The organism is Exiguobacterium sp. s6 (assembly GCF_018618155.1).
Classification (GTDB): Bacteria; Bacillota; Bacilli; order Exiguobacteriales; family Exiguobacteriaceae; genus Exiguobacterium; species Exiguobacterium mexicanum_A.
The window spans coordinates 152,376-172,708 of the sequence record NZ_JACSLN010000003.1; the positions used below are offsets into that span (position 1 = coordinate 152,376).

Annotated in this window: 19 protein-coding genes and 2 riboswitches; of the genes, 4 read left to right on the forward strand and 15 right to left on the reverse strand. The window is 53.2% G+C overall.

All coding sequences use genetic code 11. From position 1 onward, the window contains the following. Positions 1-146 precede the first annotated feature (146 nt). On the forward strand, positions 147-1,778 hold the full coding sequence (locus KNP75_RS13525; RefSeq protein ID WP_152567785.1) for a peptide ABC transporter substrate-binding protein: 1,632 nt from the start codon (positions 147-149) through the stop codon (positions 1,776-1,778). 113 nt (positions 1,779-1,891) lie between these two features. Here KNP75_RS13525 and KNP75_RS13530 read toward each other — a convergent pair whose 3' ends face one another. The 3 genes from KNP75_RS13530 to ade all read right to left on the reverse strand — a co-directional run bounded on the left by KNP75_RS13530 (position 1,892) and on the right by ade (position 5,941). Next, positions 1,892-3,484: a Na+/H+ antiporter NhaC family protein gene (locus tag KNP75_RS13530; protein ID WP_215190633.1), complete on the reverse strand. Its 1,593-nt coding sequence runs from the start codon at positions 3,482-3,484 to the stop codon at positions 1,892-1,894. Positions 3,485-3,597: 113 nt separating this feature from the next. Next, a riboswitch (Lysine riboswitch) is annotated at positions 3,598-3,772 on the reverse strand. 57 nt (positions 3,773-3,829) lie between these two features. Continuing rightward, a complete protein-coding gene (locus tag KNP75_RS13535) occupies positions 3,830-4,114 on the reverse strand; it encodes a hypothetical protein (RefSeq protein ID WP_214797619.1) in 285 nt (94 codons plus the stop codon). A 117-nt stretch (positions 4,115-4,231) separates the two neighbouring features. Further along, the gene (gene ade, locus KNP75_RS13540; RefSeq protein ID WP_034781243.1) at positions 4,232-5,941 is read right to left on the reverse strand and encodes an adenine deaminase; all 1,710 of its coding nucleotides are present in this window, start codon (positions 5,939-5,941) and stop codon (positions 4,232-4,234) included. 120 nt (positions 5,942-6,061) lie between these two features. Between ade and KNP75_RS13545 the strand changes: the two genes are divergently transcribed. Then, positions 6,062-6,598 carry a gamma carbonic anhydrase family protein gene (locus KNP75_RS13545; protein WP_034781244.1) on the forward strand — a complete coding sequence of 179 codons (537 nt, stop codon included), beginning with the start codon at positions 6,062-6,064 and terminating at the stop codon, positions 6,596-6,598. A 433-nt stretch (positions 6,599-7,031) separates the two neighbouring features. Here KNP75_RS13545 and KNP75_RS13550 read toward each other — a convergent pair whose 3' ends face one another. Then, complete coding sequence (locus tag KNP75_RS13550) at positions 7,032-7,580, reverse strand: nitroreductase family protein (protein ID WP_034781247.1); 549 nt, start codon at positions 7,578-7,580, stop codon at positions 7,032-7,034. Positions 7,581-7,856: 276 nt separating this feature from the next. On the opposite strand from KNP75_RS13550, the gene KNP75_RS13555 reads away from it, so the two are divergent. Further along, complete coding sequence (locus tag KNP75_RS13555) at positions 7,857-8,372, forward strand: hypothetical protein (RefSeq protein WP_214797622.1); 516 nt, start codon at positions 7,857-7,859, stop codon at positions 8,370-8,372. Positions 8,373-8,472: 100 nt separating this feature from the next. On the opposite strand, the gene lysA is transcribed toward KNP75_RS13555, so the two are convergent. The 10 genes from lysA to KNP75_RS13605 all read right to left on the reverse strand — a co-directional run bounded on the left by lysA (position 8,473) and on the right by KNP75_RS13605 (position 18,297). Beyond that, on the reverse strand, positions 8,473-9,765 hold the full coding sequence (gene lysA / locus KNP75_RS13560; protein ID WP_251128362.1) for a diaminopimelate decarboxylase: 1,293 nt from the start codon (positions 9,763-9,765) through the stop codon (positions 8,473-8,475). Then, complete coding sequence (alr, locus tag KNP75_RS13565) at positions 9,735-10,823, reverse strand: alanine racemase (RefSeq protein WP_215190634.1); 1,089 nt, start codon at positions 10,821-10,823, stop codon at positions 9,735-9,737. The genes lysA and alr overlap by 31 nt, the downstream gene beginning before the upstream one ends. A gap of 13 nt (positions 10,824-10,836) precedes the next feature. Next, entirely contained in the window at positions 10,837-11,763 is a 927-nt protein-coding gene (locus KNP75_RS13570; protein ID WP_214797624.1) for a branched-chain amino acid transaminase, read from the reverse strand. Between the two features lie 46 nt (positions 11,764-11,809). Then, a complete protein-coding gene (gene dapD / locus KNP75_RS13575; RefSeq protein ID WP_215190635.1) occupies positions 11,810-12,517 on the reverse strand; it encodes a 2,3,4,5-tetrahydropyridine-2,6-dicarboxylate N-acetyltransferase in 708 nt (235 codons plus the stop codon). Continuing rightward, a complete protein-coding gene (gene dapB / locus KNP75_RS13580) occupies positions 12,495-13,244 on the reverse strand; it encodes a 4-hydroxy-tetrahydrodipicolinate reductase (RefSeq protein WP_128123933.1) in 750 nt (249 codons plus the stop codon). The genes dapD and dapB overlap by 23 nt, the downstream gene beginning before the upstream one ends. Beyond that, positions 13,241-14,122 carry a 4-hydroxy-tetrahydrodipicolinate synthase gene (dapA, locus tag KNP75_RS13585; protein ID WP_128123934.1) on the reverse strand — a complete coding sequence of 294 codons (882 nt, stop codon included), beginning with the start codon at positions 14,120-14,122 and terminating at the stop codon, positions 13,241-13,243. The genes dapB and dapA overlap by 4 nt, the downstream gene beginning before the upstream one ends. A gap of 12 nt (positions 14,123-14,134) precedes the next feature. Continuing rightward, positions 14,135-15,130, reverse strand: coding sequence for an aspartate-semialdehyde dehydrogenase (locus KNP75_RS13590; protein WP_034781260.1), 996 nt, complete (start codon positions 15,128-15,130; stop codon positions 14,135-14,137). Between the two features lie 12 nt (positions 15,131-15,142). Next, complete coding sequence (locus KNP75_RS13595) at positions 15,143-16,342, reverse strand: aspartate kinase (RefSeq protein ID WP_214712264.1); 1,200 nt, start codon at positions 16,340-16,342, stop codon at positions 15,143-15,145. A 114-nt stretch (positions 16,343-16,456) separates the two neighbouring features. Further along, positions 16,457-16,637: riboswitch (Lysine riboswitch) on the reverse strand. Between the two features lie 77 nt (positions 16,638-16,714). Further along, positions 16,715-17,143, reverse strand: coding sequence for a GNAT family N-acetyltransferase (locus KNP75_RS13600; protein WP_214712266.1), 429 nt, complete (start codon positions 17,141-17,143; stop codon positions 16,715-16,717). Continuing rightward, positions 17,137-18,297: an alanyl-tRNA editing protein gene (locus tag KNP75_RS13605; protein ID WP_215190636.1), complete on the reverse strand. Its 1,161-nt coding sequence runs from the start codon at positions 18,295-18,297 to the stop codon at positions 17,137-17,139. The genes KNP75_RS13600 and KNP75_RS13605 overlap by 7 nt, the downstream gene beginning before the upstream one ends. A gap of 96 nt (positions 18,298-18,393) precedes the next feature. On the opposite strand from KNP75_RS13605, the gene KNP75_RS13610 reads away from it, so the two are divergent. After that, positions 18,394-19,122, forward strand: a complete 729-nt coding sequence (locus KNP75_RS13610; RefSeq protein ID WP_215190637.1) for a GntR family transcriptional regulator — start codon at positions 18,394-18,396, stop codon at positions 19,120-19,122. Between the two features lie 34 nt (positions 19,123-19,156). Here the strand turns inward: KNP75_RS13610 and KNP75_RS13615 are convergent, their stop codons facing one another. After that, positions 19,157-20,260, reverse strand: coding sequence for an LCP family protein (locus tag KNP75_RS13615; RefSeq protein WP_215190638.1), 1,104 nt, complete (start codon positions 20,258-20,260; stop codon positions 19,157-19,159). Positions 20,261-20,333: the final 73 nt, after the last annotated feature.

Below are 20,333 nucleotides of genomic sequence, written 5' to 3' on the forward strand. Positions count from 1 at the left end.
TTCTACTGAATCCAATGACGTTTAGATAGGTATTTCACTAATGTTTATATTTTCGAATAATTTAAAAAATTTTATTGCGCATTCATCTTGTTTGTAGTTTAATTGCAATATATTCGAAAGAATCAGAATTTTCGGGAGGTATGACAATGCGTAATAAGAAATGGTTAGCTTTATCGGGTGTTGCCTTGCTTGCGACAGCAGCATGTGGCGGCGGAGAAGAATCATCGTCGAGCTCGTCGGACGGATCATCATCGGGTGATGCGAAGAAGGAAATCACGCTCGTCTCGGCGACGGATTTACCACAACTCGACCCAACGCTCACAACGGACTCGACATCGATCATCGTGACGAACAACGTCTTCGAGGGACTATATCGTCTTGATGAGAACAACCAGCCGGTACCGGGAATTGCTGAAGACGTTGAGATTTCAGAAGACGGACTTACATACACCTTCAAATTGCGTGATGCGAACTGGTCAGATGGCTCACCGGTCACAGCTGAAGACTTCGTCTATTCATGGAAGCGCGCCCTCAACCCAGAGACAGGTGCGGAATATGCGTATATCCTTCAAGACTTGAAAAACGCCAACAAAATCCTTGCAGGCGAAGAAGAACTCGATGCGCTCGGCGCGAAAGCGGTCGACGAGAAGACGCTCGAAGTTCAATTGGAGGCGCCAGCCCCTTACTTCCTCGGGTTGACAGGTTTCCCGACGTACATGCCACAAAAACAAGAGTTCGTCGAAGAGCAAGGCGAGTCGTTCGCGAGCGCGGTCGATAAGACGCTCTACAACGGGCCTTACGTCTTAGACAGCTGGCAAGACAACGAAGGTTGGGTGTACAAAAAGAACCCGGACTATTGGGATGCTGAAAACGTCAAGATGGAGACAATCAACGTCAAAGTCGTCAAAGAAGTCGCGACGGGTGTCAACTTGTTCGAATCGGGCGAAGTCGACTACACGCTCTTGTCGTCTGAATTCGTACCACAATTCCAAGACAGCGAAGAGTTCAAGACTCGTGCCGACGCACGCATCAACTTCCTTCGCTTCAACCAGAAAAACGAAGCACTCCAAAACGTCAACATTCGTGAGGCGCTCGCGAAAGGCTTCGATAAGCAAGGTGTCACAGACGTCATCTTGACAGACGGCTCACAGCCGGCCAACTATATCGTCGCGAAAGACTTCACGTTCACAGAAGACGGAGCCGACTTCCGCGAGAAGTATCCAGACCTTCAAAGCTACAACGTCGACGAAGCGAAAGCGGCATGGGATAAAGGTCTTGCCGAGCTTGGCGTCGAAACGATCGAACTTGAATTCCTCTCACGTGATGAAGAAGCGTTCAAGAAAGTCAACGAGTACATCAAAGGTGAGCTCGAGAAGAACCTCCCTGGCCTCACGCTCAACATCAAGCAACAGCCGTTCAAAAACTTCCTTGACCTCGAAGGTAAAGGTGAGTACGACGTCTCAGCTGCTGGCTGGGGCCCTGACTACCAGGATCCAATGACGTACCTCGACATGTGGGTAACGGACGGTCCGTTCAACCGGATGGCCTACTCGAACGACGAGTACGATAAATTGATCCAAAGCGCGAAACAAGAAGCCGATCAAATGAAACGTTGGGAAACGATGCAAGAAGCAGAACGCATCTTGCTCGAAGATGACTTCGCGATCGCACCGATCTATCAAAAAGGTGAAGCGTACCTCGAACGCTCAAACATTCAAAATATGCACCGCCATCCGTTCGGAGCTGACGCTAGCTTCAAGTGGTTGGACGTCAACTAATCAGCAAGGCCTGTCACTCCTGTGGCAGGGCTTGTTTGTGCATCGACACCTATGCCAATACACAAAAAGAGGCGTGCCACGAGCAGTGGCACGCCTTTGATCTAGATGATGAATTACGCTTCGCGTTCAGCGCGCATTTCAGCTGGCACGCGTCCGCGCTTAGAAATGATTTGCGCGACGACAAGGGCCACGACGAACGTCGCGAATGCTGCGAAGAACCCGATCCACATCGAGCCTGTGATCCCGAGGACCAAATACCCGACCGCTGACACACCAGCCGCAATCAACGCGTATGGAAGTTGTGTCAACACGTGGTCGATATGGTGCGATCCGGCACCCGTCGAACTGAGGATCGTCGTATCCGAGATTGGTGAACAGTGGTCACCGAACACCGCACCAGCGAGTACCGCCGCGAGTGTCGGGAGCAACAGTTCCGGATCGACGGCCATAATCAAGTCTGCCCCGATTGGAAGCATGAGACCGAACGTCCCCCAGCTCGTCCCTGTCGAGAACGCCATCAGACCGGCGATCGCGAACAAGATGAGCGGCAAGTAAGATGCTGCAATCGAATCTGTGACAAAACTTGCCAAGTAATCACCCGTTCTCATATCTCCGATGACGGCAATGATCGTCCAGGCAAAGAGCAAGATGAGTACGGCGGGCCACATGGCACGGATCCCGGCCCACGTCGCATGACCGTAGTCTTTAGCTGGAATTTTACGACCAATCAAGAGCAAGAGCGCAACGAGCAAGCTGATGACGGCACCGGTCACGAGTGACCGTGTCACATCTGTCGACTCGAACGCACCGAGAAGCGAGAAGCTTTGACCATCGGCAGCAAGCGCTTGTCCGCCTGTGTACAACATGGCTGAAACAGTGGCAATGATCAACACGATGATTGGGACAATCAAGTCGCGGACTTTCCCGCCATCGTGTTCTTTAATATCTTCACTCATCCCCATCGGTGCGCCTTTCGATGAATCGTAGAGCTCACCTTGAAGGGCACGTAGCTCATGTGTACGCATCGGTCCGATCGCGAGTCCCGTGTAAGCGACATACGCCGTCAACATAAGTGCGAAGATGGCATAGAAGTTCATCGGGATGATTTGGATGAACGCTGAGAATGACGAGTAGCTGTCGATTGAGTACTTCGCAAGAATTCCTGCGATGATGGCGATGATGTACGCTCCCCAACTCGAGAGCGGGCTGATGACACAGACCGGTGCGGCCGTCGAATCGATCGTATAAGCGAGTTTCGCGCGTGATACTTTTTTCCGGTCCGTCAGCGGTCGGCTGATATTCCCGACGGCAAGACTGTTGAAATAGTCATCGATGAAAATCAAAATCCCAAGACCGAACGAGACGAGGCGAGCGCCACGAGCCGTTTTGACATTAGAAGCGGCCCATTCTCCGAACGCACGGGCTCCGCCCGACGTTTGAATGATGGATGACAAGATGCCAAGCAAGAGCAAGAACGCGATCAACAGCACGTTCCATTCATTGATGGCCCCATCCGCCCAAAATAGCGCGATGATGTTTGACCATAAATACTGAATCGATTCGAGCGGGTTGAAATTGTGAAGCAGTAGCACCCCTGCGATAATCCCGACACCGAGTGACGGAATGACTTTCCGTGTTGTGATGGCCATAATAATGGCGAGTAAAGCCGGTACGAGTGATAGTACCGAAGTTGAATAATCTACCATGCTGATTTCCTCCTCTTCTGTTTGAGATGAGGCCCCCCTATGCTTAAAAAAACGCAAAGCGAGGGCATCGGCAACAAAGCCGACACCCTCGCTGGATGTTCCGTCTTTCTTAGCCGACTTGGAGCGCTCCATACGTAAATATGTATGGCAGTCTGACGGGTATTTCCCGTCAGCCCAGCACAAAGTCAGAGACATGACTTTACACTTCGGCGATCTTGCCTTTCTGTAGTCTTCACCGTTGTCATCCTCGGACTACTTACTCATCAGCATCGCACCTCTACCTCATCGATAGCACGAATATTCATTTAAAGTTACGTCTAAATTATCATAGGTCATAGTGACTAATCAATAGTTTTTTTCATCTCGGATGATTTGTTTTAACACAGCGAGTGCGGCTTGATCGTCGGACTCGACCGCTTTAAAGAAATCACTAAAGAAATGATACAAGACGAATCGTTCGGCGTGTGACGATGTATGGTCTTTAATCGTCAGTAAGACGAGATGACGCAACCGCCGTTTCGTCCGCGTCTCGTCAGGCAATTCTTCACATCGATCCTGGAAGGCACGATACACAGAATTGATCAAATCCTCATGTTCATCATACGACCGGTTGTAAGCAACTTGTTCCATCTGTTATATCCCCCCTTTCCATTTGTACCGATGAAACTTGTCGTAACTATACCAACTTAACCAAGAGCGTTCAATCGTTTCGGGTCGTTCTTAACAAAAATCATACGTTAGACTGACTTACGACTCGATGAATGAGAACGTCGTCACATCGAATAGTCCTATATCAGTCAACTTCAAATCCGGGATGACCGGGAGCGCGAGGAACGACATCGTCAAATATGGATTGAAATGACGATGGGCCCCGACGACGTCGAGCGCATCGTTCAACTGTTCGAGTACGTCCGCCACTTCCGCATACGGACGTTTCGTCATGAGTCCTCCAATCTCGAGCGGTAAGACCGCCAGCACCTTCCCTTCAGACACCGCGACGACACCACCGCCCACTTTTTCAAGTGTTTCGGCAGCGAGCAACATGTCGTCCGGGCTTACTCCCGCGATGACGAGGTTGTGGCTATCATGGGCGACCGTCGCCGCGAGCGCGCCCCGCTTCAAGCCGAACCCTGTCACCGGGGCCAGGGCCATGTGCCCCGTCCCGTGATGGCGTTCGATGACAGCCAGCGTGGCAATGTCTTGGGCGAGGTCGGCTCCGGACGCGTCAGGTGTGAAGACAAGACGCTGTCGCTTCGTCAAGAGACTGTTCGGCAATACTTGAATCACATCGACCGCTTCTTCTTTCACGGCTAAACGGAACGAGTCCGCCGTCAAATCGGGTAGTTTGAGCTCACCTTTCATCGGTTTCGGCACTTCAATCCCGTCGGCTTCGAACGTCGCCTTGCCTTCTTCGGCGACGACTTCCCCGTTCACGTAGACGGTTTCGATTTTTACCGATTGGACGTCTGACAAGATCACAAAGTTTGCTCGTTTGCCAGGAGCGATGGCACCCACATCTTTGAGTCCGTACGCCTCGGCCGCGTGCAGACTAGCGACGGCATAGGCCGTTTCTGGTTTGACACCTTGTTTGATCGCCATGCGAATGTTGTAGTCGATCCCGCCTTCGGCGACAAGGTCGTCCAAGTGTTTATCGTCCGTACAGAACAGGAAACGGTGAGCGTTGCTTTCCGTGATGGCCTGACTGACTTTCTCCACGTTCCGCGCGACCGACCCTTCTCGAATTTGAACATAAAAGCCGCGCCGGACCCGTTCGAGCGCTTCTTCGGCCGTCGTGCATTCGTGATCGGTCATGATCCCTGCCGTCCGGTATACGTTCAGCTGGTCCGGACCGAGGCCCGAAGCATGGCCGTCGACGACTTTCCCGACGTGTTCAGTTTGTGCGATTTTTTGAAGCATATCCTCACTTCCGGACTCGACAGACGGATAGTCCATCACCTCGCCGAGACCGTGGACGCCCGGGTCCCCTAAAAACGGCGCCAAGTCCTCGGCGTATAGCTTCGCCCCGGCGTGCTCGAACGGCGTCGCCGGCACACAGCTCGGGAGCATCATCCGCACGTCGAGCGGCAACCCTTTGGCGTCGGCGAGCATATACTCGATGCCGAGTGCCCCGTTCACGTTCGCAATCTCGTGCGGATCGGCGATGACCGTCGTCACCCCGAGCGGAAGCACCGCTTTGGCGAACTCGTGAGGGGGTACCATCGACGACTCGATATGGACATGCGCGTCGATGAATGACGGTGCGAGCGTCCAAGACGGGTCATGGTATTCGGTCTCCCCTTCGTAGCCGTCCCCAATGGCCACAATATAGCCGGCGTCGATGGCGACGTCGGTGCGAATCGTCTCACGGCTGTAGACGTCGATGACCGCCACATCTTTAAAGACGACCGCTGCTTTCTTTTTTTTCGCCGCGATGTCGATCAAATGTTGTTTCTCCATCTGTGTGTCTCCTTTTTTCTACGTATTTTTACTATCTTAACAAGAATAATCTTTCCGGTGCAATTTCTTTTTCAACTTATGCGACAATGAAAGCATATCCGTTTGAAAGGGGTTACACATATGCAATACAAATTAGGAGAATTAATTCCACATGTTGATGAGACGGTGTTCATCGCACCAGGGGCGCACGTCATCGGCGATGTCACGATTGGCGCCCATTCCGGCGTTTGGTTCAATACGATCATCCGCGGCGATGAAGGACCGATTCAAATTGGTTCGTACGTGAATATTCAAGACGGATCGATGGTCCATCAATATGAAGGGTCCCCGACCATCATCCATGACCGGGTGTCGATTGGACACATGGCGATGATTCACGGATGCGAAATTGAAGAAGGGTGTCTCATCGGCATGCATGCGACCGTCCTCGACGGAGCCAAAATCGGCAAAGGCTCATTCATCGCAGCCGGTGCACTCGTCACACCGAACATGCAAATCCCGGAAGGCGTCATGGTCATGGGCGTGCCCGCCAAAGTCGTCCGTCCGCTCAATGACGAGGATCGCTTCATCATGGAACGGACCGTCAACAAATACGCGAAACGGGCTGAGCAGTACTTGACGACATGCGAGCCACTCACATCGACACAAAGGTTGTGAAAGCGTTTTCAAGATTCATAAATTGTTAACGATTATCCCGATTTTTCTTCATGTTTCCTTTGTATACTGAGGATGTAGTCAAGCCGACGTGTCGAAAGGGGCCAATTGTAATGTATCCAAACCATGCCGAACTCATGTTAGACTTGTACGCCTCGTCCGTTAACCCAAGCTATTGCCTGCATATCGAGGATTCGTTCGACGATACGCTGCAAGGAACACATCGAGAGGTTTGGGAACGATTGCAATCGGATAATACTAAAGAGGAAGAAACTAAAGTTAAGGGAACGTGAACAAAATGATTCCAACGAATGTCATTCAAGACTGGCTCGCAGCCAAGTTAAAAAAATAAACTGAGCGCTCACATGAACGGCTCAGTCTCATTGACCTATAAATACTGGTCCGATCGTAGTCACCTACGCTCGGACCTTTTCGTTCACTCAAAAATCGTCAAGCAAGCGTCAATCGATTGACGTTGCTTCGTCGGCGGTACGTCTTCGTAACGACCGAGCTGGAGCAGTCCGACAAACGTCTCACCCTCAGCTCCAATCATCTCTTGAAGCCTGGCATCCTCAAAAATACCGCCCGTCCGCCAGACGAGGCCGATCTGTTGCTCACTACATAATAAATGAAAGTTTTGAATCATCGTCGCCGTCGCGAGCAGCGCATCTTTCTTCCCTTTGTCCGTCTCGAAATGTTTCGTCGTCACGTAGACGCAAGCTGCGGCGTTCCGGATGCGTCCCGCGATTTTCTCGCGCTTCGCCTCTGGTCCATCTTGAAACGCCGGTTCGAGCGCCTGAAGCAAGACGTCTTTTCCATCTCCGTTGAACAAATAGAGATTCCACGGTTCGACTTTGTTATGAAACGGTGCCTGATGCGCCGATGCCAACAACTCATAGAGTACTTTCGTCGCAATCGGTTCTTCAGTGAACATCCGAATCGTCCGCCGCGACTCAATCAACTGTTGTCCTGCTGTCTTTTCCATTGAAGTCACTTCCCCCTCTATTCTCTCTATCATCATAATTGAAAACATTTCTCACGTGTAGAAATTTGACCGAAAAGAATGGGAACCTGACGCCTTCCAATCAAGTATATAAAGATGAAGGCTTTTCACGCTCTTTTGATTACGTTTATAGATGACACGGAAAAGGAGAGGATCGCCGTGCCCACACGTTTCAAATTATTTCTCATATGTACGCTTTCGTTCGTCATCTTCATAACAGCATGTCAATCAGCGGCATCGCCCCAAGGAACAATTGTAATGAAAAGTGAAGAAGAACAACGCCAAATCATAGATGAATTTTCGTTCGATGATTACAAAAAATTGTTTGATGACGTGATCATTGAAGCAAATCAGTTCGACGTCGAGGAGCCGTTGCGGAAGTGGATTATTCGAACATTGGCACAAGAGAGGCTGTATTATGAAACCGACTTAACAGATGAACAAGTCATCACTCTCTCGACTGAAGCGATGGAAAAGGATGTCGTATGGAAAACAATCGCAAAAAATCAATACAACATTCATGTTACGGAAGATGAGATTGACCATTACATTCAACAAGGACCGGATCAAAGTGATTTACCGAACCATCTTGCCTACGCGAGCGCGCTTGGGTTATCGCTACAAGAATTAAACCATCAGTTTGACCGAGACATCTATGAAAAAAATACAATTTGGCTTAAGTTGAAATTGGAATTGGAAAAGAAGTATCAGACGGACGATAACAACGAGCTCGTTGACCGATATGAAGAGGAAATCAACGCACAACTAGATTAACTGAATCGATTGATTCGGTGAGGCCATATTAGCCATTCATATAAAAAGGGATTCAGTCTTGTGATGTGACTGAATCCCTTTTCTCTATTGATTTACACCGTCATGTCGATTGCCCAACGACCTCACAGGCGACCAAGTCCTCGAGCGTCTGTCTGCGGACGACGAGACGATGTGTCCCGTCTTTCACGAACACGACGGCCGGACGGAGCATCTGGTTATAGTTGCTCGCCATCGAGAAATTGTACGCTCCCGTCGCTTTGACGAGGAGGAGATCGCCAGCTTCGACCGTCGGGATGAGCGAACGGTTCGAGATGATGTCTCCCGACTCGCAACACGCCCCGACGATTTTTGCTTCAATCGTCTTCGGCTCATCCATCCGTGTCGCCGCGATGACGTCATACTCGGCGTCATAGAGGGCGGGACGAATGTTATCCGTCATGCCTCCGTCGACCGAGACGTACGTGCGGACACCGCTCACATCTTTCACCGTCCCGACTTCATAGAGCGTCGCGCCGGCGTTGGCGACGAGCCAACGGCCCGGCTCGATGCCGATTTTCGGAAGCGGCAAGCCGAAGCGTTCTACTTCCGCGACGAGCGTGTCCATCACTTGCGTCATCGTATCGGCGAAGTCGAGCGGGTCGTCCGACTCGAGATAGGCGACACCGAAGCCGCCACCGATATTCAAGACGTCGGCCGTATATCCCGTCTCTTGACGGATCGTCTCGATGAAGTTGACCATCGTCTTGACGGTATTGATGAACAACGTCGGTTCTTGAATCTGCGAGCCGACGTGACAGTGGATGCCTTGCAAGTGCAGACGTTCCGCCTGCAGCGTCGCCTTGATCGCTTCGAGATACGTGTCGTCGTGGGTCGGGAAGCCGAACTTCGTGTCGACCCCACCCGTCTGAATCGCCTCATGGGCGCCTCCGACGACTTGTGGGACGATGCGGAGCAGGACGTCGACGTCGACATCGTGTTCGACCGCGAGGCCCGACAACAGTCCGATTTCGCGCATATTGTCAATCGTGAAATGGGTGATGCCGTTCTCGAGTGCGAACGTGATGTCCTGCACCGTCTTGTTCGACCCGTGGACGTGAATCCGGTCAGCTGGGACACCTGCGTGGAGCGCGACGAACATCTCACCGCGTGAGACGACGTCGATGCTTAAGCCCGCTGCCATCACTTTATCGTACACGGCCGCGATCGACATCGCTTTTGATGCGTAGAGCGCGTATGTGTTCGGATACTTGTCGAGGAACGCGTTCCGGACGAGGCCGAGGCGACGCTCGAGTTCAGGCTCGCTCATGATATAGAGCGGTGTCCCGTACGTCGCTTGAAGTTCAAGGACGGACACTCCTTCGATCATACAAACTGATTGGTTGGTGGTGTACATACATTGCCTCCTTCAAAGCGATGCGGGACACGCCATGAGCGTGCGCATAATTGTTCTGAGTTATTGGCGTGCCCGGTGCGGGTCACGTCATCGATTTTCGTGATATGGCCGTACAGCTCCACACGGTCTCCGACTTGAATCGTGTCATCGACGCGCAAGAAACTGTGGCTCATGAAGATGTTGCTGATGAACGGATAGGCCCGTCCTTCGATGTGGGCCGGTAAGAAGCGCCGAGCCCGCATGAGTCCGTCGCCATAACCGACGGAGAGCACGGCGATGCGTTCCTTCGTCTCGGCCGTGTAGCCCGTACCGTAACCGACGTGGGCACCGGCCTCGATGTCATGGACGGCAACGACTTCTGTTTCCCAGTGAAACGCCGGGATGAGCCAATCGACCGGTTCGACCGAAGAGTAGCCATAGAGAAAGATGCCGACACGGACGTGCGTGCAATGCCCGAGGCGCGGATCCGCTTGTAGTGTCGCGGCGCTATTGGCCGCATGCACGATGTCGAACGAATGCCGTTCGATGAGACGATTCGACCAGTCGGCGAACCGTTCCACGTGCACACTGTGTTCGATTTCCGCGTTGTCGGCGTCAGCAAGCGGGAAATGAGTACATAACCCGACGAGGTCGAGCCCCTCGTCTTGGCAAAACGCGACGATGGCCAGCGCTTCCTGGAACGTCTTGGCACCGAATCGGTTCATCCCGACGTCGAGCTTTAAATGAAGGCGGACACCGTCTAACTGATCCCGTTGCGAGACGAGCCAGTCATAGGAACCGATGGCGACGTCAAGATGGTCACGATGGACGATTGCCCAGTCGTAGACCGGGTTCATGACGAGGACGCGCGCTTCCTGAGCTGATGCCCGGACCTCGCTCGCCTCGTCCAGCGTCGTCACCATGAAGTGACGTACCCCTTCTTCGTACAGTGTCGTCACAACTGGCTCCATCCCTAAGTTATAGGCGTTGTTTTTCACGACGGCGAACACCGGTCGGCCAAGTGCTTCAATCCGACGTTTGTTTTCGCGAATCGCATTCAAGTCAATTGTGACTCCCATACAAAAAACTCCTTTATTCTATGACTCCTGCTTTGACGAACGTGATCCAATCGCGGTGTGTCGGAATTTGTCCCGTCACAGCCTCACGGTAACGCGCGAGCATGTTCGTCGCGACCGTCTGGACGCCGCCGCCGATTGAGATGTTGTCGATTTCGATGACGCTCGTCACTTCAGCCGCCGTCCCCGTTAAGAAGATTTCATCTGCGACATATAGTTCGTCACGTCCGATGTGGCGCTCGATGACCTCGAACCCTTCCTCACGGGCGAGTTCGATCACCGTTTGACGCGTGATGCCGTCGAGCACCGAGCAATCGAGTGACGGTGTGAAGATTTTGTTTCCTTTGACGAGGAAGATGTTGGCGACGCTCGCCTCGCTGACGTTTCCGTTCATGTCGAGGGCGATCGCTTCATCATATCCATCGCGCACCGCTTCTCCTTTAAGGAGTTGCGAGTTCATATAGTTCGCCGCCGCTTTCGCTTGCATCGGCATCATCGTCGAAGAAACGCGACGATACGAGGCGACTTTCGCGCGAATCCCGACCGTCTTGCTGAAATATTCGCCGAGCGGCCAGCACGAGATCGCGACGTGTACTTTCGTTTCCTGCGTCGGCATGAGTGCCTGCCAAGGTGTGCCGAGGAAAACGAATGGGCGGATGTAACAAGCCTCGAAGCCGTTGCGTTCGATCAATTCGATTGTCGCTTGTTCGAGCTCATCGACCGTGTACGGCAAGTCGACGTGATAGTATGCACACGAACGAACGAGTCGCTCCAAGTGTTCACGGAGTCGGAAGATCGCCGGGCCTTCCTCTGTATGGTATGCCCGAATCCCTTCGAAGAACCCGCTACCGTAGTGAATCGCGTGTGTCATGATACTCGTGTTCGCGTCACTCGGCTCGATCCAAGCCCCGTCTTGCCACATCCATTGTCCATACTGTTCCATTGTTCAACTCTCCCATTCATTGTTTATATTTTCTGTCTATTATACGTTACAGGGAGCGTAAGTCATCAACAAGTTGTGTTTTTTCTGCGGTTTTTTCATCTTTTTGCTTAATGACACGGGCTGGTGTACCGGCGACGACGCTTCCTGCTGGGACGTCTTGCGTGACGACACTCCCTGCTGCGACGACTGCGTTTTCACCGACACGGACGCCTTCCAAGATGACGGCGTTCGCACCGACCATGACACCGTCTTCGATGATGACCGGGTCTTTTGAAGGTGGCTCAAGGACACCCGCCACGACAGCGCCGGCTCCAAGATGGACGTTCTTCCCGAGCGTTCCACGGGCACCGATGACCGCGTTCATGTCGACCATCGATCCGTCACCGATGACGGCACCGATATTGATGACGGCACCCATCATGACGACGACGTTATTGCCGATTTGAACGTGGTCCCGGATGAACGAACCTGGTTCGATGCGCGCGTTCAATTTCGTCGTGTCGAGCATCGGCACGGCGCTGTTCCGGCGATCGTACTCGAGGTGCGTGTCCGTGATGACGGTAGCGTTCGCTTCTAGGAAAGCAGCCGCACGTTCAGCCGTTGTAAGGAACAGTTTCGACTCGTCTGTTCCAAAAGCTTTGGCATCTTCGATCGTCAGACCGGCCAATTGACCGTTGACGTATAGTTTGACAGGTGTTTCTTTCTTGGCATCTTTAATGTATTGCGCGATTTCATAAGCGTTTGTGAGTAACATGAGTGGCCTCCTCGTATAGGTTCGTTAAATTATATAGTCCGGCCGGGCGGTCGAGAATCGTCGCCGCCGCGGCGAGTGCCCCGTTCGCGAAGACGCGTTTGGACAGGGCCGTATGTTTCAATTCAAGCATTTCGTCGTCTCCGGCGAAGAGCACCGTATGTTCCCCAAAGATCGTGCCGCCGCGCACCGAGTGCATGCCGAGTTCATCGGCTGCACGCGCTTCGCGACGCGGTGTCCGGTCATATACCGGTGTCACATCGCGTTTGGCTTCGATGGCACGGGCGAGCAATTCCGCCGTGCCGCTCGGTGCGTCGACTTTTTTACGGTGGTGTGCCTCAATCACTTCGATGTCATAACCGAGCGTGAGCGGGACGAGTTGGTCGAGCAGCTGTTTCAAGAGCGCGATCCCATAAGACGTATTATACGACTGGAAAATCGGGATCTCCTGAGACGCCGCTTCAATTTTGGCGAGTTCCGCTTCCGAGAAGCCCGTCGTCGCGATGACGAGCGGGATTTGCTTGGCTTTCCCGAACGCGAGCACGTCATCTAACAGTGCCGGGTTCGAGAAGTCGATGACGACATCGACGTCGGCCTCGACGTCTTGCAACGAGACGGGATGCTCCCCTCCGGCCGGTGAGACGATGGCCGCAACGTTCAAGTTTTGTGTCCGGGCGACTTCTTCGACGATCTGTCCCATCGCTCCGTAGCCATGAATGAGTAAGTTCACTGTCTCACCTCATTGAACTGCTCCATTGCCGACAACAAGCGGGCCTCGGCCGTCGCACTCATCGGGACGAGCGGGAGACGTGGTGCACCGAACTCGAAGCCGCGTGCATTCAATGCCGCTTTGACCGGAATCGGGTTCACTTCCGCGAACAATTCGTCGATGACCGGGAGCAGTCGGAGCTGCCATGTGCGGGCCGTCTCTAAATCTCCGGCGAGGAGCGCTTCGGCTAAAGCGACCGTCGCGCCCGGATAGACGTTCGAGAGGACCGAGACGACACCTTGCGCGCCCCAAGCCATATAAGGAAGGATTTGATCATCGTTCCCGCAATAGACTGGGAAGCCTTCCGGCACGTGCGCCATCATTTGAGCCATCACCGAGATATCCCCGCTCGCTTCCTTGAGCGCAGCGATGCGTGGGTGATCGGCGAGTTCCCCAACCGTTGCCGGATCTAGGGCGACACCCGTGCGTGACGGTACGTTGTAGAGCATGAGCGGAATCGGTGACGCGTCGGCGATCGCTGTGAAGTGGGCAATCAGACCTGCTTGCGTCGACTTGTTGTAATAAGGCGTGACGACCATCGCCATCTCGGCTCCGAGTTCGGCGGCCCGTTTCGTCTTTTGAATGCTGAGCGCCGTGTTGTTCGACCCGGTTCCGGCGATGATAACGGCGCGACCGGCAGCGACTTCAATCGCTTTGACGAGAAGCGTCTCGAACTCGTCGTCCGTGATGGTCATGCCTTCACCGGTCGTTCCCCCGATCACGAGACCGCTGACACCTTCTTTAATTTGATCTTCAATCAACGCTTCCCACGCTGTGAGATTTAGCTGACCGTCTGCTTGAAACGGTGTAGCGAGTGCGGTTGCGACTCCTGTGAACATATAATCTCCCCCTTATTTTGTAGCAGTCTGCCCAATCATGCATTGGGCGATTTGGACGGCGTTCGCTGCCGCGCCTTTTCGAACGTTATCAGCGACACACCAGAGATGGAACGTGTTCGGCTGTGACTCGTCGACACGGACACGACCGACGTACACGTCGTCTGTCCCGTTCGCATCGAGCGGTGTCGGGTAGACGAGTTCGCCCGGGTTGTCCATGAGGACGACACCTGGCGCGTCCGCGAGCACGGCTTTCACTTCGGCTAGCGTCGCCTCGCGGTCGAGCGTGACCGTGATGGAGACGGCGTGGCTGTTACGGACCGGGACACGGACGCATGTCGCCGTCACCCCGAGGTTCGGCGCGTTCAAAATTTTACGTGTTTCCTCGATCATCTTCTGTTCTTCTTTCGTATAACCGTTCTCTAAGAACACATCGATGTGCGGCAAGACGTTATCGTAAATCGGATACGGATAGTTTTTCGGTTCCTCGCCGCGCGCTCCGCGTTCCAAGTCTTCAATCCCTTTTTGACCCGACCCGGAGACGGCTTGATACGATGTGTAAGCGACGCGCGTCAACCCGTATACTTCCGCAAGCGGCGCGAGTGCGACGACCGATTGAATCGTCGAGCAGTTCGGATTGGCGATGAGTGTCTTGTCCGGGCTCAGTTCGACTCGGTTCACTTCCGGGACGATGAGCGGGATGTCCGCCTGCATCCGGAACGCGCTCGAGTTATCGATGACGATGACCCCTTGTTCACTCAGACGAGGTGCATATTGTTCACTGAGGCTCCCCCCGGCTGAGAAAAGCGCGATATCGATTGGGTCGGCGTAAATCGCGTCCGACAGTTCCCGGATGACGACATCTTTTCCGTTCACGTTCACGGTCTTTCCGGCTGAACGGGCTGAAGCGTAAAGCAATAATTCGTTGATTGGAAACTCGTATTCGGTCAAGACTTCAATCATTTTTTGACCGACGGCTCCGGTCGCGCCGACGACGGCTACGTTATACATGGTGACTCCCCCTTATAAATGGAAACGTTCGGCGATGGCTGCGACCGCCGTTTCAACGTCTTGATCGTTAATCGTGTACGAGATGCTGATCTCGGATGTCGTGACTTGATAGAATGGGATCCCGCTTTCACGGAACGTGGCGAACAATTCGGACGCGACTCCGGTCGCGTCACGCATGCCGATGCCGACGACCGAGATTTTCGCATGCTCGGTATGACGGTCGATTTTGATTTGTGGGAACGTCTCAGTCAGTTCCGCGAGCGCCTCTTCGAGAAACGCTTCTTCATCGAGCGGACAGGTGAACGACAGGAATACTTCACCATCGAACGCGGTCTGACTGATCATATCGATATTGACATGACGCTGTGACAATTTCTCGAAAATGTCGGCAACTCCTGCCACCGAATGTGGAATATGTTTGATTGAGACGCTGAGCACGTTCTTCACGACGCTCACGCTCGTCACCGCTTTTTGTTCCATCGCCTGTGTCATATCCATGATCCATGTTCCTCCTTCGCTCGCAAGCGTCTTTCCTACAAAGATGTTCACATCAAATTTTTTCGCGAGCTCTACGCTACGCATCTCCATCACTTTCGACCCGAGCGCGCTCATCTCCATCATCTCGTCATACGAGACGGTATCTAATCGGCGGGCCGTCGGATGGATGCGCGGGTCAGCCGTATAAACACCGGCGACGTCTGTGTAAATCTCACAGCGTTTGCTGAGGACGGCGGCCAAGGCGACAGCGGTCGTATCCGATCCGCCTCGTCCGAGCGTCGTCACATCACCGAACTCGTTGACACCTTGGAAACCGGCGACGATGACGACGTCATATGTCCGGAGCTTCTCTTCGAGCACTTCTTTGCGAATTGCCTTGATTTTACTTTTCGTGTGAATGCCCATCGTGTCGATCCCGGCTTGTTGTCCGGTAAGCGAGATGGCAGCCACGCCTCGAGAGTTTAAAGCGATGCTGAGCAGGCTGATCGTCTGCTCCTCACCGACCGCGAGCAAGCGGTCCAGTTCACGAATCATCGGGCGTTCCGTGATTTGTTTGGCGAGTGACAAGAGTGAGTCAGTCGTTTTCCCCATCGCGGAAACGACGACGACGAGCTTTTCACCGGCGGCGGCCCGAGTCTGTAAATATTCAGCAATGGCCTGGATTTGTTCAATCGTGGCAACGGAGCTGCCTCCGAATTTCAATACGGTTGTCATCAGGTTCCCCACTTTCATGATGTCCACCAACAGAAAAAGCGGCAGACCGGTAGGAAGCACTCTCCCTACGGTCTGCCGCTTGTACGCGCAGTTGAAAAACGATTAAAAAATCGTTCCGTAGATAGCGCTCCATGGCATTTCATCCATGGCAGTGTAGGCGTTATTCACGACTACCCCAGCCTTCGTTCGTACGCATGCGAACGTCGACTTCGGCGAATTTCCCCTTTCGGCTCGATCCGGAATGCGTCCGTGTCGATCAAGCTTACTCATGTCATTCGCAACCTCTATCTGTCAGTTGTTAGTTTTAGTTATAACAAATGCTTCCCGGCTTGCCAACCTTTTTTTAGAAAAAAGGAAAATTTCAAACAATGGTCACCACGCCTTGTGCATCATCCGGTGTGGAATGTCAGCATCTAAAAATTCATCGCCGTACGCCTCGTACCCGAGTCGTTCATAGAACGGAAGTGCCGTCAGTTGCGCCCCTAGTTTGAGCTCGTGTAACTCCCTCGCCCGCGCGACAGATTCAATCGAGAGCATGATCTCCTTGGCATACCCGTTGCCGCGCTTCGTGGCAAGTGTGGCGACCCGTTCGACTTTCCCGACCCCGTCACCGATTGGGCGCAGACGTGCCGTCGTGACAGGCTCAGCGTCCACCATTCCGACAAAATGGATACAGTCCGGGTCGAGTTCGTCATACTCAAGTTCCGGCGCGATCCCTTGTTCACCAATAAACACCGTTTCCCGCACAGACCGGGCCAGTTCAATCAGTTTCGAGTCGTTCCCGTGTTCAATCTTCAACATGATACCATTCCTTCCTGTAGCCGCTTCACAATCTCCGCTGTCGCTCGTTCTAACTCGAGGATAGACTCGAAGCGGGCTTGCGCTTGTTTGTGACTGCCGCCCCCTCGACCGATGCCGAGGTCGTCGAGCGTCCGTTTCAAAAACTTACCGATGGCGATGTCGTGTGTCCCATCATGCATGAGCCACAGCTTCTGTCCCGAGTGGTTCGCTCCGACGGCAATCCGTCCGGTCGCGGCGATCCGTTCGACGATCGTCGTCGTGAGCGTCTCTGCTTCCGTCTTGCCGATGTGGGTGATGACATAATTGTCTTCTTGCAAGAAGGCGGCGACTTTCGCTTTCGCGACGCGGGCCTCGAGCGCCTTCACTTCTTTGTCCCGCTCGAGACGAAGATTCCGTTCTTCGATGACACGGGCGGCGACCGTCTCGTTCGTCGTCGACAACGTTTGGTGAATCGTCCGTAGTGCGGTCCGGGACGAATGGACCGCGGCCAAGGCCCGAAGACCGGCGACGTACGTCAAACGGACGTTACCGCGGACTTTCTTCATCGAGGTCACATGGACGATTCCGAGTTGACCCGTTGAATCCACATGGGTCCCGCCACAGGCGTTGTAATCGAGGCCGTCGATGGCGACGATGCGAACGGTTCCGGTGCGGTCGGTCGCTTTTCGTAAACGGTCTTGTTCGACTTCTTCGGACGACAGTTCATATGTGGAGACGGGGCGATTTTCAAAAACGATACGTTGCACGTCCCGTTCTAACGATTCGATTTGATCCCAATCGAACACGTCCGTCTCGATCTCAAGCGACGATTCCTCAGGCCCAATCCCAAAACTGAGCGTCTGAATACCGTACTCATCCTCTAGCAAAGCCGTCAACACGTGCTGGGCCGTATGTTGAATCGAATGGTCGCGTCGGACAGCGTCGTTGACGATGCCGGTCACAAGCGTTCCAGGTTCAAGCGCACGTTCGATCAAGTGCCAGACGATCTCATCGACCCGTTGCACATCGAGCACGGGCTCTCCGTTGAGTGTGCCGGCATCCGGTGGTTGTCCCCCGCCTTCTGCATAAAATAATGTGGATTCAAGCGCGATCCATGTCCCGCGCGCATCGGTGTGGGTCTCGGTCACCGTCGTTTCAAATTGCCATGAATTCATTGCTGCCGCCGCCTTTTCTGTAGGATATGTTCAGACAACTAGTCTAATTTGGTCTATAATAAGAAACACTTACTTTCGAAGTCAGGAGCGATATGCATGTTACAGATTGATAAACAATCACCGCTACCTATTTATTATCAAATCGAAGCCTATTTAAAGCAACAAATAGATGCCGGCGAGCTTCAACCCGGAGAATCGATTCCATCCGAACGGGAGTTTTCCGAGCGCTATAACGTCAGTCGGATGACGGTCCGACAAGCGATCACGAACTTGGTCAACGCCGGTTACTTAAGCCGGCAAAAAGGCCGGGGAACGTTCGTCGCCAACAAGAAAATCACGATGGCCTTGTCTGGATTGACGAGTTTCTCAGAAGAAATCAAACATCGAGGCATGCGACCGTTCAGCCGCCTGTTATCGTTCCAGACGATTCCAGCCCCGGCGAAAATCGCTCAAAAGTTGAGCGTGTCCCTCGATACCCCCGTCTATGAGATGCGACGGTTGCGTCTCGCCGATGAGAACGTGCTCGCCCTCGAGACCGCGTATATCCCGGTCGCCTTGTTGCCAGAACTGACCGAGACGGTTGCCGTCGGCTCAATCTATGAGTTTGCCGAGCAGTCGGGTCTCCGGCTTAAAAATGCGACTCAAACAATTGAGGCGCGGAGTGCGGGACCGGAGGAAGCGAAGCTGTTGACGATTTCTCCGAACGCCCCTGTCCTTTTGATCGACCAACGGACGTATCTCGAAAACGGGGACATGTTTGAATATAGCCGGTCCTTGTTCCGTGGTGACGCCTACTCGTTCACCGTCTCCATGGATCGGACGTAAAAAAAATGGTTTGCCGCGGACGGCAAACCATTTTTTATTGTGCTTCGTACGTGATGCCGGCAGGGTCATACATATACGTTTCGAGCTCTGTATCGGTCATCGCCTCCACTTCATTGCCCGCATCGGCCTGTTGGACGCGATAGCGGACTTCTTCGAGTAACGGCTCGTTCAAGAAGTAATAGAAATGGCCGTCGTTGCCGCGGGCCCCTTCACCGGTCAACTGATACTGGACCGTGTTGTTGAGGGCACCAACGTCTTCGATCAGACGCATATAGTCGTTTGGACCGAGCGTCGTCTGCATGTTGTCACCGACCGCCTTCAACACCTTGTCATAGTTGTTGATGAGTGATGTGCCGAGCGCTTGGTCAAGGACCGCGTTAATCACTTCCATCTGGCGCTGTCCGCGCCCGATGTCACCGCGTGGGTCGTCATAGCGGTTCCGGACGTAAGCGAGTGCCTCTTCACCTGATAGCCGTTGACGGCCCTCTTCGACACGAATCACTTCTTTGGACGTAGTATGTTTGATTGTTTCAAAAGGAAACGCGACGTCTACAGAAACGCCTCCTACCGCGTCAATGAAGTCAATAAATCCTTGAAAATTGAGCGAGACGACGTGATCGATATCGATACCTACCAAATCCTCTACTGTATTCGTCGCTACTCGCATCCCATTGTTCGGGTTCGACTCGTCCATCGATCCGAAATAATGTGCGTGCGTGATCTTATCTTGATCGAGTCCAGTCTTCCCATACGGGATGTTGAAGCCCGTGTAGTCGATATTGACGTACGAGTCACGCGGGATGCTGAGCATCGTCGTCTGCTTATTTTTCTTATTCAAAATGACGACAATCATGACGTCAGAGCGGCCATATGCTCCTTTAGCTTTCATTTTCGGGGATAAGTCAGTTCCGAGCACGAGGAAGCTCTCGGTATCCTCTTTATCGAATCGCGTCGGTTCGAGGGTCGCATCATCCTCAAGTGTCACTTGCGTACCGGACAACATGTTATGTGCTTTATAAAACGCTGTCCCATACATGCTCGAGCCTACGATGACGGCAATCAATACGAGGGCGCTGAACAGCTTATAAAACGCAGACGGGCCTTTGCGACGTCTACGAGCCTGGGTTCTTGAATTCATGATTTTCTCCTTCACGGTCGATTGATATGAGCTTCACCTATTATAGAGGAATCCTCGACTTTTGTCGAAAACG